The 14402-nt window shown below is 64.4% G+C and carries 10 protein-coding genes and 1 pseudogene; 7 read left to right on the top strand and 4 right to left on the bottom strand.

All coding sequences use genetic code 11. The features are described from left to right. The first annotated feature begins 31 nt into the window (after positions 1-31). From ABGB18_RS44705 to ABGB18_RS44715, 3 genes are read left to right on the top strand one after another with little or no spacing between them, the layout of a single operon-like run. Positions 32-1747, top strand: coding sequence for a hypothetical protein (locus ABGB18_RS44705; RefSeq protein ID WP_347701789.1), 1716 nt, complete (start codon positions 32-34; stop codon positions 1745-1747). Continuing rightward, complete coding sequence (locus ABGB18_RS44710) at positions 1744-2619, top strand: hypothetical protein (protein WP_347701790.1); 876 nt, start codon at positions 1744-1746, stop codon at positions 2617-2619. Before ABGB18_RS44705 ends, ABGB18_RS44710 begins: the two co-directional genes overlap by 4 nt. Positions 2620-2631: 12 nt before the next feature. Continuing rightward, a complete protein-coding gene (locus ABGB18_RS44715; protein WP_347701791.1) occupies positions 2632-3273 on the top strand; it encodes a hypothetical protein in 642 nt (213 codons plus the stop codon). Between the two features lie 622 nt (positions 3274-3895). Here ABGB18_RS44715 and ABGB18_RS44720 read toward each other — a convergent pair. Beyond that, positions 3896-5518, bottom strand: coding sequence for a hypothetical protein (locus ABGB18_RS44720; protein ID WP_347701792.1), 1623 nt, complete (start codon positions 5516-5518; stop codon positions 3896-3898). 182 nt (positions 5519-5700) lie between these two features. Continuing rightward, positions 5701-6960, bottom strand: a complete 1260-nt coding sequence (locus ABGB18_RS44725; protein ID WP_347701793.1) for a hypothetical protein — start codon at positions 6958-6960, stop codon at positions 5701-5703. A gap of 625 nt (positions 6961-7585) precedes the next feature. Between ABGB18_RS44725 and ABGB18_RS44730 the strand changes: the two genes are divergently transcribed. Then, the gene (locus ABGB18_RS44730; RefSeq protein WP_347701794.1) at positions 7586-8086 is read left to right on the top strand and encodes a transposase; all 501 of its coding nucleotides are present in this window, start codon (positions 7586-7588) and stop codon (positions 8084-8086) included. Between the two features lie 49 nt (positions 8087-8135). Further along, the gene (locus ABGB18_RS44735) at positions 8136-9215 is read left to right on the top strand and encodes a transposase (protein ID WP_347701795.1); all 1080 of its coding nucleotides are present in this window, start codon (positions 8136-8138) and stop codon (positions 9213-9215) included. A 172-nt stretch (positions 9216-9387) separates the two neighbouring features. Here the strand turns inward: ABGB18_RS44735 and ABGB18_RS44740 are convergent, their stop codons facing one another. Both ABGB18_RS44740 and ABGB18_RS44745 read right to left on the bottom strand, forming a co-directional pair. Continuing rightward, complete coding sequence (locus ABGB18_RS44740) at positions 9388-9927, bottom strand: hypothetical protein (protein ID WP_347701796.1); 540 nt, start codon at positions 9925-9927, stop codon at positions 9388-9390. A gap of 132 nt (positions 9928-10059) precedes the next feature. Then, a pseudogene (locus tag ABGB18_RS44745) lies at positions 10060-10536 on the bottom strand (TetR-like C-terminal domain-containing protein); the annotation flags it as partial. 113 nt (positions 10537-10649) lie between these two features. On the opposite strand from ABGB18_RS44745, the gene ABGB18_RS44750 reads away from it, so the two are divergent. Together ABGB18_RS44750 and ABGB18_RS44755 are read left to right on the top strand one after the other, a co-directional pair. Further along, the gene (locus tag ABGB18_RS44750; protein WP_347701797.1) at positions 10650-12401 is read left to right on the top strand and encodes a hypothetical protein; all 1752 of its coding nucleotides are present in this window, start codon (positions 10650-10652) and stop codon (positions 12399-12401) included. Further along, complete coding sequence (locus ABGB18_RS44755; RefSeq protein ID WP_347701798.1) at positions 12398-14056, top strand: UvrD-helicase domain-containing protein; 1659 nt, start codon at positions 12398-12400, stop codon at positions 14054-14056. Before ABGB18_RS44750 ends, ABGB18_RS44755 begins: the two co-directional genes overlap by 4 nt. The last annotated feature ends 346 nt before the right edge of the window (positions 14057-14402 follow it).

Below are 14402 nucleotides of genomic sequence, written 5' to 3' on the forward strand. Positions count from 1 at the left end.
AGATTTACCTAAATGGCTACCGGAGGGGCTCATGGCCCGATCTAGCACGGTACGTCTCAAGAACGACGCGGGGGCAGTCGCCTCCAAGGCGACGCGGTACCTGTGCGCCGGCGTCTACCTCGACCGCGACTTTCGCGAGATGGTGATCCGCCGGGTCTACAACGACTCCAAGCACATGGTGGCGCCCTCCTACGGCTTCGATCTGGTGCCGGTCGTCGCGCACGCTTGGCGAGCGTGGCTCCTGGAGGCGCTGAAGTGGATACTGCTTCTCTCGGTCCTCCTGGGCGGCATCGCATGGGCTCCTGCCGCGACCGCGGCTGAGGCGGCGTTGTTCGGTCTGTGCTGGTCTGTGGCGATCGCTGTCAGAAGCGCGCTGGTCGCCTTGCCCCTCAAGGCAAAGGAACGCGCGGACCGATTCCTGCGACGAGTCCGCTGGAACAGCGAATCGACCAATCTTGCCGAGCACCTCCGTTCCCTGAAGCTCGCCTGTGGCGGGAGCGGCGCTCTGGCGGTTGCTGTCTTCGTGATCTCTGCCATGGCCGGCATGCCGCTCTCCCAGTTGCTACGGCAAGCGACGATCATGGGGATGATGACGCTTCTCGTCGCGTGCGGCTGCGGGGCCGCCCAGCGCGGCGCCCTGCACCGGACGGCGAAGAGCCGGCTGCCCTCGCCGAACAGCCACCGATATCAGGCGATCAACGAGCAACAGCACCACACCTTCGTCGTCTACCGCAGGCCTCCGAAGAAGCAGCCGGAGCCGAAGGACTTCCGCGACATCCTCGCGCTCGACGACTCACACAAGCCTTTTGTCGGAGCCGGGCGACTGATTCATCGCTGGAACCCGCCGCTCAACATCCACTTGCTGCAGATCGGTGAAGGCAGCATGGCCGACCGGGAATTCGACCCGCTCCCGTTCAAGGCGCACGAGCTGGTCGCATATTTGAAGAAGGAGATGCGACGGCTCGACGGGCAGGATGACGCCACCAGCCTCCCGGACTTCGGGAAGGCGGACCGTGTCTACGTGGCGGAGGCTGATGTCGACCAAGAGCGCGGATGGTTACAGGGCGAACCTGCTGACGACGAAATAAACGAGATCATCGATCGGCCGTTCGACCAGTTTCACCACTTCCTCGAGATCCGTACGTCGGTGTCCGGCGAGCTGGTCACCACGGTGTTCCTGCGCACCACGGTCAAAGGGCGTGCGCTCAGCCTCGACTTCGCTGCGTGTGCGCTGACGCGGACGCCGGACGAGTACCACGTCCTGGACGAGTACGGTGAGCGCGGAGTCACGGCCGTACTCCGGGCAGCGGTCCGAGCTCTTACGGAGCTTCCGGCCGACATCATGCAGTCATGGCGTCTTGTCCACGTCCCGGCCATCCTGCTGGGGGCTCTTCGAGCACGGCGAACGCGCGTTCTCCACCCCAAGCGGGGTGTGAAAATCGGAGCAAAGCTGAGCGTGCGTGAGGAGAAGCGCATGCCATGGGAGACGGCTCAACTCGACCGAACCCTCATCTCCGACCATGTGAAGCTCATCGAGGATCGCCTGTTGAAAGCGGCGACCGAGTTCCTGCGCGAGCAGAAGGTCGACATCTCTGAATTCGAGGAACGCGCCACCAGCATCATCAACACCGGAATCATGAACTTCGGCGAATCGATGAATGTCACCAACTCCGCAGTCGGCGCGAACGCGCTGAGAATCGATCTGCCTGAGACCCTCGGCAGCGCACCAGGAGGAGGCCACGCATGAACAGCAAGGTCAGGAACAGCGGGGTCATCCATCAGGGTGGCTCCATGACCATCACCGGCACCGCGATCGGGGACGGCGCCATGGTCGTCCACCACCAGCCGGCCGACGCGATGGTCGGCAGGGGCACGGACCTCGGCGTGATAACGATCAAAGAATCGGAGGCAAGGGCAGTCATAGACGCCCTTGGACTCGAAGGCGCCCCGGTGAATGGCATTCCCTTCTGGTGCGGCACCATCGACCATCGTGGACTGGCCACCAGAGTGGCGATGACCCGATCGCTGGGACAGGGCCAACGATCGACAATGGCCGCGTTCGAGAATCTCAAGGAGACGTTCCGGCCGGCGGTCGTCGCACTTGTCGGCATCGGCGGTGGGTTCCAGCCGGACATCTCCACAGGCGACGTCGCGATAGCGACCAGAGCCGTGTATTACGACCTCCGGAAGGAGACGGCCGACCGCACGCAGCGCAGAGGCGAGGACCGCGAGACTTCTGCCGTCGTGGGAAACGCCGTGAACAGCTTCTTCGTCGACTACGGCGAGCCGGCGCGGTTCGTCAGCGGAGAGGAAGAGTTCCAGGTCATCTCCTGCATCGTGGGAACCGGTGAAGCCGTCATCGCGGACGCCGAGTCTGAGATAAGGCAATACCTCAAGCACTACAACGACAAGATCTCCGTGGTCGACATGGAGGCCGGAGGTCTGGCGCAGGCATTCCACGAGCGCGGAACCCTCGCCCAGATGCACGGATGGGTGGTGATCCGGGGAGTCTCCGATTACTCCGACAAGGAGAAGAACGACGTGCTGCAGAAAACGGCTGCCCGTAACGCCGCCGAGGTCCTGCGCGCTCTGATCCCTTACCTGCCGTCCCAACGGTGACAGGACGCGCGGATGGGAGAGTTCATCATCGGGGTGGTGAGTTCGCTCGTCGCCACCGCGCTCGTTGTCGTGGGCGGTACGGCTCTGTCGCCTCGCGCGCGCTCATGGCCGACCCGGCTTCTGTCCGGATTCACTGGCTTGGGAATCTCCTGTGTGCATCCGCGTCAGCGCGTCGCCATCGGAGATCTCATGGGAGAACTGGCCAAGGCTCGCTGGGTGAAGGTGCTCGCCGGCCGAGGCAATGAGCTCACTCGCGACGGTTTTGTGGCTTTGTGGGAGGACGGAGGGCGTCGCCTGGAGTTCGTCCACATATTGCTTCCCGACACCGATCCTCCGTCCGCATCATGGCTGGAGCGGCGCGAGGACGAGATCCGGCGCATCGACCCGGGCTTCTCCCGGGGAATGCTGGCCGAACAGGTCGACATCAACGCGGGATACATCAAGGAGGTCGCCGCTGACAGGGACAACATCGAGTTGCGCCGCTACAACCTTCCCAACCTACACCGAATGGTGATCACCGATCGCGTCGCCTTCCTCACTCTCTACCGTCGAGCGGCCCACGGCCGCGACTCGCCCTGCATCGTGGCACCCAGCCCCGGCGTGATGTACGACTACGCTGTCCAGCTCTTTACCACAGCCTGGGACCATGCCTAGGCTCGACGACCGTGGTCGCAGCGGATGCTGCACAGCAGCATCCGCTGCTGTGCAGCCGAGTAGAGCAACGCCGACGGACGCGAGCACATGCCATCAGTCACCACATTCAGCTTGACCAGGTGAAGACCGCTCGACGGTACGACTGGCTCCGTTTGCAGGTAGGCGCTCATGCGGCGCTGTCATGGAGTCGTCAGCCAAGACAGGAGTCCGCTGACCAGTTCGATACCTCCGATGACGCCGTCATTCCTGACGAGGAGGAGCCTTATAGCGACGAGCAATCGTGATCGCATCGGGGAGATTTTCGAGGTCTGAAGTTCCCCGCCGCCGGACACCCATGTCTACGCCGCGCCCTTGCCGCTAACTGACAGCGGCCCATGCAGCGTCACGCCCTCTTCGATCTCGACACCTGCCGGGGTTCGGGTCGGGTGGATAGGGGGTCGGCGATGCGCGTAGTCAGCGCGGTCACTTCGTATCCCAGGGCACGACAAGACCGTGGGTCAGAGCGCACGTCACGCATTGACGATGGACCAACTACGTCCCATGGCGGAGCCAAACGAATCAAGGTCTACGAATGTAGTACGGTCAGGCGCTCGAGCGGACCTCTCTGGGCAGCGGAACAATTTCAGTTCAGACGCCAGGTGAGATGAATGTCTTGGCGATACGGCGCGTTCTCGGATGTCGTTGCGAATGCGCCGTCCCGAAGGGTTAGAGTTGCCGGGCCAAGCGGAATCTCAGGGGCCGTAGAGATCTTGGTGAGTTTTTCCCATGTCTCAACTTCGCGAGATTCATAAGCTTCGACCTTGAATCCACACGGTTCACCCTGATGGAAGAGAATGGATCCCTTGGCGGAGAACCAGGATACAACGGTAGCTGTTGCGAGGTTGCACACAACAGGCACTTCAATGATTGCGTTTCGAGGCTCGCAATCGCTGGCGTTGGCATGTCCGAAGATGAGTCCTCGGGGGATGACATGGGCACCTGGCGATGCTGCTGCAGCAAGCCACGCCATCGCAGCACGAGACTCCTCGAGTGCCATGTCTCGGATTAGGACTGGAACATGGTCGAAGCCTTTGAATGACCGCGCCCTGAGTAGTGCGCTTGCGAAGTTTGAGCAGTTCCCCAAGCCTGCGAAATGGTCTGCATCGAGAACCACTTTATGGTCTCCCTGAAAGACGAACTTGGAGTCCGGTCTGCAAGCATCGAGGAATTTCAAGAGATCCAAATGGTCTGTCCAGTTGGAGTCGCTGACCTCGTCCACCAATGCATCCATCTCATGGACGTACTGGCCGTCTTGTTTCTTCCGGGTTGAGATCGTCAGGGCGAAGCCTGCTTCATGTACATAGCCAAAATGATGTTCGTTCCCTGTGTGTGACAGTCGAATTGTGGCAGCTGCGTCAGAGCTGGAGACCTGGGCTATTATGGGTTCGTCCATCACGAACCCGCTGAGGACATACGGTTGGGGAAGTCGCGCGAGGTTGCCCATGAGCCGTTCCTTAAGCGCCAAGTCCCGGAGTCTCTGGCTGCGAAACCTGGGTGCTCCAAAGGTGGCCAGGTGCAGAGACAGCTTGTCGCTGTCAGTCTTCTGCTCGAAGTACTTATAGAGGTCAAGAGCTGTCACCAGAGTCTCTTGGCCGTCGCTGTCGCGCCTGATCTCAATGTGAACGGATCCGATCACCGGTTCCGTGCGCTGCTTGGTCGCCGCGAGTCTGGATCTCTCGACGAAACCGGAGGCCGAGGCTCGCTTCACCTCCTCTCTGATCTTCGTACCAGGAAGAAGGTCGTTTGGGACGAAGTGCTTGACCTTCTTCTTCGATGCTACGAAGGCATAGAGCTCAGATGTAAAGTCGTCGTCGAGCAGGCGGAAGAAGATCTCGCATGAGTCCGTCTCATGCAATTTCACTAAGGCGAGACCGGTCGGAAATTCAGCTGCAAGCAGGCTCTCGGCATCTGCTCTCGTCAGCTTGATCTTCCCATCACGTGTGGCCGTCGAGCGAATGCTGAAACCGATGATGGTGCCGGCTATCTGCCCAAGTTCAGTAGGGTTCTTCGCTAGGTCGATCTGGCAGAGGAAGTCGAAACCGAAATCTTGCCCCGGCTTATTGGGGATTAGGTAGTTCTGCTCGCAGAACGTCTGGAACAGACTCTCACCGAGAGATCCGATGCGTTGACTCTGGCTACGCTTCTTCGTCAAGAGAACCTTTGGCTGCTGCTCGGCGTGCTGAGGACATCTATCATGCTTGGCCATCGCTCCGGCGGTCGCGCGCTGCAATGCGGACGGCTGGCGACAACAGTCTGTCGTACTGTGTGCGGCAAATTTGGGCTGCGAGGACAGGCTGGTTGTCACGGTGCTGCGTGCACATCAGGGCTTCCACAGAACCCGGGGCGGTTCAGTTGGCACCATCCGCCTAACTTTGGCAAGGGACGATCTCATCTGCTGCTGCGGACCCCACTGAGGCGGATGCGCATCTGCGCGAGTTCTTCCTCTGACATGCCCATCCATCCGACTCGGACGGCGTGCACGATGAATCCCTCGATCGCCAGGATGCCGCGACGAGCCTCCTCGACCTCTTGCGAAGCCCCGCTGTCGGAGTGCTTCAGTTTCTGCAAGCGTGCTCTGGCAGTGGTGAGGCCAACGACCGCCATCTCACTGAAGACGAACGACTCGCCCGGCTCTTTCCCCATGTAAACGAAGCAGAGGGCCTGCCCTCGCTTCGTCGGGCGAACTCTTCCGGACTGATCGGCGGTGTAGAGAAGATCGGGTTCGTCTGGCCGGTACGTGGACACCCAGGAGATCACCTGGCCTTCGCTGTACGCATCCCTGAGAAGCCGGTCGACGAACTCGACCAGAGAGTTCGCTGCCTGTGAGACGCCATCAGCGGAGTGATCGAGAGCATCGCGCGCTCCGCGAACCTTCCGGCTGAGCTGCTCGCTGAGTTCAAGAAGGACTTCGCTCGATCGGCCAGAGAGGACTTCGTGCACGCGCTCGGCGATGCCCGTGATGTCGTCGGCGATGTCTTCGACGAGCGGCTCCAACTCCTCGACCCGCTGTGTCATGGTGTCCACCGGAAGGTCAAGCTGGAAAACCCTGTCAACCGCTTGATCCACCACGAGGACGGTCCTGAGGAGGGACTCGCTGAACTGACTAAAGCCCTTGATCTGTGCGATCTGCTCGCGCGTGACAAACGTCATGCAGTTGTCCAAGGCGAGCGCCAAGGGCATGAGGCTTCGGATCCCTCGGCGCACTCCAACCGCCAGGGCCGCGCCATCGGCCTTCACAGCTCGGATGAGCCGCGTGTACTTCGCTTCCCCCAGAAGCTTGTGGACGAAATCCTGGAACCCAGGCGACTTGAGCTTCCGGGTGATGGAGCCTGGATCTTGCGACAACTGCTCAAGGCCCTTGAGGGTGGCCTGGAGCTGCGGGTCGAGCTCGTCGACCAGGCCGTTGAGATCGTTCAGGCGGTCATGCCACGGCCGACGGTCGGTGTCATCAATCAGGAGCCGGACCATGGCGATGAAAAAGTCCACCACCATGATGGTCGCGTCGGGAAGACCGAGGATGCTTCGCACCTTGGGGTCAAGTGTGGCGAGCTCCCTTGCGAACTCCGACCGTCCCGAGAGCGTGAGAGTAGATCCGCTCTGCCCTTCCTGATCGGCGATGGCGCACCTCCTGATCGAAACCTTCCTCACAGTTTGCACTCCAGCACCGACAGTTTCCTTCCGTTTTGGAGGCGGTAAGAGATGCCTTCGAACTGTGGGACTCCCTTCAAAAGAGCGTTGGCCTTTCCGGCCTCCCAAAACGCGCTGACCTCCGTAGCTTCTCGGACATGGGGTTCGCATCCGCCAGATGGGAGATGAGCGTGACGACGTTCGCGTTCTGGGCCGGGTCTCAACCGATAACCGGCAGGGCCCGGAGCGCGGGACATGCGCGGGATGATCAAGCCAAGGGCAAAGGCTCCATAGAATGTTCCTGCAGGTCAGTCCTAGTAAGAGCGCAGTATCGGCCTCACTCTCCTACTGCGGATGCTGATCGGCTGCGACCGTGACGATTCACTCATTTCGCCACTTGCTAATTAGTTCCCTCGTCCCTGCTCGGGACGCCGCTCAGGCGGGAAAATGGGTGCGGGTTGCCCGCCGACGTCGGTTCGTCTATGGCGCGGGTGAGGCCGTTAATTAGTTTGATCGCTGGGAGCTGCTTCAGGGGCCGCGCAGTGTTGCCATGAGCAGTACCGAGGGTCCGCCTCTTCCTGTCCCCGCTGGCTCCTGCGGGTGACCCGCAGGCACCATCCCCATCGATGGGAGGGGAGGCAACATCGTGCAAGAGGTCGATGAGCAGGACCTGTTCGTGGAGCGGGTCGCGGCCCTGGACCTGGGCAAGGCGGGGCTGGAGGCGTGCGTGCGGGTGCCGCACGAGGACCGGCCCGGTCGGCGGCTGCAGGAGATCCGTGCGTACGCCACCACCACGGCGGCGTTGCTGGAACTGGCCGACTGGCTGCGTTGCCAGAGCGTGTCCCGGGTGGTGATGGAGAGTACCTCCGATTATTGGAAGGGGGTGTTCTGGCCGCTGGAGGCCGAGGGGTTCGACTGCTGGCTGGTCGATGCCCGGCAGGTGAAGAACGTGCCGGGCCGGGCCAAGACCGACCGGGCCGATGCGGTATGGCTGGCCAAGGTGGCCGAGCGGGGCATGTGCCGGCCCTCGCTGGTGCAGCCCGCGCCGATCCGCAAGCTACGCGACCTGACCCGCTACCGGCGCTCGCTGATCGAAGACCGCACCCGGGAGATGCAGCGGGCCGAGAAGCTGCTGGAGTACGCGTAGGTCAAGCTGTCGTCGGTGATCAGCGACATCTTCGGTGTCCGGCCGGCAGATGCTGCAGGCGTTGATCGACGGCCGGCGCGACCGTAAGGTGCTGGCCGGCATGGCCCGGGGCAGCATGCGCGGCAAGATCCCGCTGTTGGAGGAGGCATTGCGCGGGTTCTTCACCGATCACCACGCGGTGCTGCTGCGCATCATGCTGGCCAACATCGACCGGCTGACCGAGCAGGCCAGCCTGCTCGATGCCGAGATCGAGCAGGCCATGCGCCCTTTCGCAGGTCAGGCGGCCCAGCTCGATGAGATCACTGGAGTGGGCCCGGTGGCCGCCCAGGAACTGATCGCCGAGATCGGTGTCGAGATGAGCCGCTTCCCCACCGCCGCGCATCTGGTGTCCTGGGCCAAGTTCTGTCCCCAGACGCACGAGTCGGCGGGCCGCAAGAAGGGCAAGGGCCGCGGCAAGGGTAACCGCTGGTTAGCCGGCACGCTCGGCCGGATCGTCTTCTCCGTCGGCAAGACCGACACCTTTCTCGGCGAGCGTTATCGCCGCATCGCCCGCCGCCGCGGCAAATCCAAGGCCCTGGTCGCTGCCGGGAACTCCGTGCTCACCGTCGTTTACCAGCTGCTGTCCGACCCCGAGGTCCACTTCTGCGACCTGGGCGCCGACTACTACGACACCCGCATTAACAAAGACCGCCGCGCCCGCAGCCTGGCCGGCCAGCTTCAGGCTCTGACCGGCCAGAAGATCGTCATCCGCAACGGCAAGGCCGCCTCATCGAACCCGAGACAGCCTGACCACAACCCACCGCCAGCCGCTCTCGCTTATCACCGCTCGGGGTTCGCTGCCGCCTGCCCACGCGAATGTCGAAATTTTCGGGTCAGCCATGGCTGGGGCGATCGACGCCGAGGCCATCCCTCATCGGGCGCCAGCAGTGTGGCGCAACCCGGTCACGGCAGTCACCGTCCTGGCCCTCATACCCCGAGCACGAAGTCCAGGCGGAACAGACGCGCGACGGCGAGGCCAGCGACGGCCCGCCACCGCCTGCCGGGCGCGCATCCGGATCGGCGTGGGGACGGCCGGGGCCGAAGCGGTCCTGGTGATCGAGGACGACGGCCCCGGCCTCACCCCCGATGAGGCCCGCAAGGTGTTCGATGGTTATCTGGGGTTGTCAAGCGTTCTAGCTGGTCAGCCGCTTGAAGGACAGGCACGTCAGACAAGTAGGCTGCTCGCGTTCGGCGCGCAGGTGGATGGTCGAAAGGCGTGGGGTTGCAAGCTGCCGCAGTGTTCAGGCAGGGCCCGAACCGCGCTACTCGTCGGCGTAGGGCTTGAAGAGCACGTCGCGTTCCATCCACGACTCGTTGAGCAGCTCACTGTGCACCTCGCCCTGGACGATTCCCAGGAGAAGGTCGGTGGTGAGCAGGTCGTACCGCTCCCACACGTCGCCGTTCCGGTCCGAGACCCGGATCGGGTACGAATCGGCCGCCGCCTCGGGTGAGACCTGCCAATAGAGCGTGACCCCCGTGCCGGTCGAGGCCCAGGGCAGCAGCCTGGAATCAGGGTCGAGATCGTCGGGCGGTCCCACGACCTCGTCCTCGAACAGGTCCTGGAGCTGTTCGAACTCCAGCCCCGACGGCTCGAGATCGACGTGCTTGAGGCCGGGGCCGGGCGCCGGAACGTAGAGCCTCAAGTAGTCCAGCCAGAGTCCGCCACCCCCTGCGTCGAGAAGCTTGCGGTAGTCCTGCGGCACGGGCGCCCCGAGCCGGTGCTCGACCTGTTCCCAGTCGAACGGGCCGGCCAGCGGTGCGAGACGTGCCGTTTCGATCAGCTGCTGAGCACTGGTTGTCATGCGGGTGCATTCCTCGGGGTTGCTGGTCCAGGTCCGATCTGTCCGAACCGGATCCCGCCCGCGCCCGGCCAGGAAGGGCGCTGCTGGTGCCGTCGACGCCCTCGCCGAGCCCTGACGCAGGCGCCGGGCGCCTCAATGATCCTTCTGGGCGAAGGAGTCCTCCGGCACGTTCTCAGCGAGAGGTCCCTTGCGCTCCGACGGCACACGCTGCCGGATGTCTTCTTCGAGATTGCGCATCGCCATGCGGAAGATCTCCGACTGCCCGGCGCCGACGAACGACAGGTTCCCGAAGACCTCGAGCACCACCAGGCCGTGCATGTGCCCCCACGCGCTGATGAAGAGCGCAGCCGCCGGGGCGGGAAGGACCCCGAGCTCCTCCTGCCCGGGCAGGCTCTCCAGGTGCCGGTGCAGCGCGGGGCTGAGGTCGGGCGCGTCGGCGTGGGCCAGCTGGTCGGCGGTGTAGCCGTCGAACAGGGCGCGGTGGAACACGGCGCTGATCCGTCGCGCCGCAGACGTCGTGGGGCCGTTCGGGGCAGCCCGGTAGTTCGGCAGCGGCGTCCCGTAGATGAGGTGGAACAGCTGGACGTTCTCCAGTGCCCACCCGCGGTAGCCCTCGGCGGCTGGTAGGAATCAAGTTGCTAGGGCCGGGCGTGCTGAGGACCATCGTTTGCGTCCGGGTCACACATCGTTGCTCCAAATTGAGGGCTAGGGAGCCGAAGGTCATGTACGTCTCGCGGGTGAGGCTGCTGAGGTTTCGCGGCTTCAGCGAACAGGAAATTTTGCCGGGTCGCCACGCGGTGGTCGTGGGCGAGCCCCGCGCCGGCTCTACCGATCTGATCACGGCGCTGTGCCGGGTTCTGGACCCCGCCAGCGCCCGTAACCCCGACCTTGCGGATGTGCATCGGCCGCTGCCCGAACTCGCGAACGATGACGAGGCGGCGATCACCGAGGTAGAGGTGACCCTGCTGGGGCTCGGTGAGGCCCTGGAGCAAGACCTACACGATCGGCTGGAGTTGATCGATCCGCAGACCGGCCTGCCCGCCGGCCCTAACCGCTCGGACGAGGCTGTGCTGGGGATTCGGCTGCTATACCGGTTGATCTTCGACGAGCGGGTCGGCGACCCCGAGCACACCTGGGAGTACCCCAAGAACGGCGACCGTGCACCCCGCGCCGAGCGCCTGACGCTGGGCACGGTGGTGATCGGGCCGGGGGCGCCCTTGCAACTGCGCGCGGGTGCACTTTTCCGGCGCCTGCTCACCGACCTGGACGAGGGCACGATGAACATCTCGCTGCAGACCCTCGCCGACGATGTGGCGGCGACGACCGGCAAACTGGCGGACCTTAAGGTCGTCAGCCAGGCCCTAGCACGGGTGCTGGAGGACGGCGTCGGTGGGCTGCTGGGCCTGCGCTCCGATCCCGACGATAACGATCATTATGAAAAGGTCATCGGGTTCAGCACCGGTGACGGATCAGTGGAGGCGCTGCTGCGCCGCCTGCAGGCCGCGCTAACGCTGGACGACTCCGGTGCTCTGCCGGTTCCGGCGCACGGCACCACCGCCACCGCGGTGCTCACGGTCGCCGAGGCCATGGCCGCCGCCGACCTCCCCGGCGCTGTTGTGCTCGCCGACAACTTCGGCGACGGTCTGGACGCCGGCTCCGCCGAGTACCTGGCCGCGCTGCTGCGCCGCAAGAGCGGCCAGGTATGGCTGTCGACCCGCCGCCCAGAGGTTGTCCGGGCGTTCGAGGCCACTGAGGTGCTGCGACTGACCCACAGCCACGGCAGACGCCGCCATCACCAGTTGCCCGCAACCACCGACAAGAAGGAACGGTTGGCGCGGCGTCCGCTACACGCACTGCTCATGCCTGCGATGACCAACGTGACCGTCGCCCTACTCGAAGGCCCCCATGACCTGGAGGCCCTGACGGCAGCGGCCGCACGGCGGATGCGCCGCAACGGCATCGCCCCGCCCGCCGCCCACCGCGTGCACCTTGCCGCCAACCTGCTCGAAGGTGGCAAGAGCCAGTTGCCAAAGCTCGCGCGCGTCGCTCGGCAGCTCGGCTACCACGTGCGCGTGGTCATCGACAGCGACAAGCCCGGTGAGGACGCCGACCTGCACGCCGAACTGGTCGCGCTGGCAGAACAGGTGATCGTGCTGCCCGAGCGGACCGCGATCGAACGCGCTCTGGTAGCCGGCGTGCCCACCGGAGCGCTGCGCGAGGCCGCCGAGGCACTACGTGATGTCTACGGGCTAAGCATCGACCTAGAGGGCACCCCCGACGTCGACCTCGGCAAGGCCATCGCCAAGCAGATCAAGAAACCGAACCTGCATCAGCAGTTCATCGAGGCCCTACCCGACGGCGTCATGCCGCCGCTGGTCGAACAGCTCCTGGACACCCTCAGCGCTCCACCCACGACCGAAGTACTGATCGAGCTGCCCGCACCAGAAGATCCCGCCTCTGAGGACCCGTCGTGACCTACCAGCCCACCCCTGATCAACAGGACGTCATCGACGCACACGACCCGGTCCTACTGGTGCGCGGCGGCGCCGGCACTGGCAAGACCACCACCGCAGCCGCCGCCGTACGTGCCCACCTGCAGCGCCACGACAGCGCCCAAGCGCACCTGCCCCGCGGGCAGCGCCAGCCAGCACGTGCGCTGTTCCTGTCCTTCTCCCGAACGGCCGTCGCCCAGATCCTGGAGCGCTCGGCCGACATCCTCGGGCCTTACCGCGACCGGGTGCAGGTCACCACCTACCACGCATTCGCCTGGCGGCTGCTTCAGCAGTACGGCACCGCCATCGGCCAGCCCGACCCGCAGCTGACCAGTCCCGCCGAAGCGCGGCTGCTGCCCACCACCGTCACCGTCCAGTACAGCGACCTGCTCCCTGCCGCTCTGGACATCTGCCGCGTCCCGGCCGTAGTCGCGCACCTGCGTACTCGCTGGTCAATAATCGTGTGTGATGAGTTCCAAGACACCGACCAACGCCAGTTCGATCTTTTGACCGCCATCCGCGGTGGCGCGCGGCTACTGCTGCTCTGCGACCCGAACCAGTGCATCTATTCCAGCCTGCCTGGCGCGATCGGCGTCGGACGCGAGCGTCTAAAAGCTGCCCTCGCCCTACCCGGTGCCAAGCAGATCACCCTGCCTGAGGCCTCCCACCGCGACGCCACCGGCGTGCTGCCCGCCGCCGCCACCGCCATCCGTCGCCGCGACTTCCGCCACGACGCCATCACCACCGCTCTGAGCGACCGTCGCCTGCGTATCTACACCAGCCCTGACCTCAAGGACGAGCCCGACCAAGTGGCCGCCGCAATCGATGAACTCCGGGCCGAAGGGCACACCACCATCGGGGTGTTCAGCCACCACAACGACGCCACGACCCAACTGTCAGACGAACTGCGCGCCCGCGATATCGACCACGAGATCATCGGCCTGTCCGATTGCCTGACCGCTTCCCTGAAGACCCAGCACGCCATGATCGAGTTCGCGGCCGGTACCGCTACCTGGGAGCAGGTACGCCGCGAACTCGCCGTCTTCGTCACCAGCGCCGTCCGCGGCAAGCACGCGCCCCCACTCGCCCAGCTCATCCTCGGAGAACGGGTCCAGCCGACCGGGTTACTGGCCGAAAAGCTCACCGCTCTGCGAGAACAGCTCGCGCCCCGCGCCGCGCCGATCGACTTGGCGGCTGCTGCCATCCACGCCGCTGACGCCCACCGGATGCTCAGCTTGTCGCCGGGGCAACGGCATTGGGATCACGCCGCACAACTGCTGGCGCCCATGCTCACCCAGAGCCTGCGCCGGGTCGGCGATCGCCGCGACACCGCCTCCGTGCTGGACCATCTCCAGCAGGCCATCACAGACCGCCGCACCGCGCTTCTAACCAACGAGATCGACGGCATCAGCGCCCCCATCCAGCTCATGGGCCTCTACCAAACCAAAGGCCGGGAAGCGGACGCCACCATCGTCGTACTCCGCCAAGACGACTTCTTCGGGTACGAGTCGGAGCCCTTCGAGTCTGGGTCGAGGCTGCTGTACGTCGTCCTCACCCGCGCCCGCCACACCACCATCATCTTGCTGCTTGGCAGCCCTCCGCCTCTCATCGCCCCACTCTCCGCACTGGCTCTCTAGCCAGAACGCGCTGGGGCGACGCGGGGTCGGTCAATCAATTGGGCCAGGCCTGTGCGGAGCCTCCGCGGCGATAACGCGATTGCGGGACATACACGGGATGATCAAGCAAGGGGCGACACCAGTACAGGCTATTTGCCCAGGTCAGATCAGGGGACGGAACAGTAACGCCCCCACTCTCCTAAAGCGGGTGCCGCAGGTTCGAATCCTGCCGGGGGCACTCTGTGATGTCTCAGGACATCGGAAACCCTCGAACCTACGGGTTCGGGGGTTTCGTCGTGTTGGGGTTTGCCTGGGGTTGGTAGTCGCGGGTGGGGTCGATGGTCAGCTCGCGCAGGAGTTCCCCGGT

The sequence above is a fragment of the Nonomuraea sp. B12E4 genome (assembly GCF_039871825.1).
In the GTDB taxonomy this organism is placed as follows: Bacteria; Actinomycetota; Actinomycetes; order Streptosporangiales; family Streptosporangiaceae; genus Nonomuraea.

What these genes read in the sequence shown, in the direction of transcription:
- ABGB18_RS44705 (WP_347701789.1), top strand. Translation starts at nt 32, where the DNA reads ATGGCCCGATCTAGCACGGTACGTCTCAAGAACGACGCGGGGGCAGTC.
- ABGB18_RS44710 (WP_347701790.1), top strand. Translation starts at nt 1,744, where the DNA reads ATGAACAGCAAGGTCAGGAACAGCGGGGTCATCCATCAGGGTGGCTCC.
- ABGB18_RS44715 (WP_347701791.1), top strand. Translation starts at nt 2,632, where the DNA reads ATGGGAGAGTTCATCATCGGGGTGGTGAGTTCGCTCGTCGCCACCGCG.
- ABGB18_RS44720 (WP_347701792.1), bottom strand. Translation starts at nt 5,518, where the DNA reads ATGGCCAAGCATGATAGATGTCCTCAGCACGCCGAGCAGCAGCCAAAG.
- ABGB18_RS44735 (WP_347701795.1), top strand. Translation starts at nt 8,136, where the DNA reads ATGCTGCAGGCGTTGATCGACGGCCGGCGCGACCGTAAGGTGCTGGCC.
- ABGB18_RS44740 (WP_347701796.1), bottom strand. Translation starts at nt 9,927, where the DNA reads ATGACAACCAGTGCTCAGCAGCTGATCGAAACGGCACGTCTCGCACCG.
- ABGB18_RS44750 (WP_347701797.1), top strand. Translation starts at nt 10,650, where the DNA reads ATGTACGTCTCGCGGGTGAGGCTGCTGAGGTTTCGCGGCTTCAGCGAA.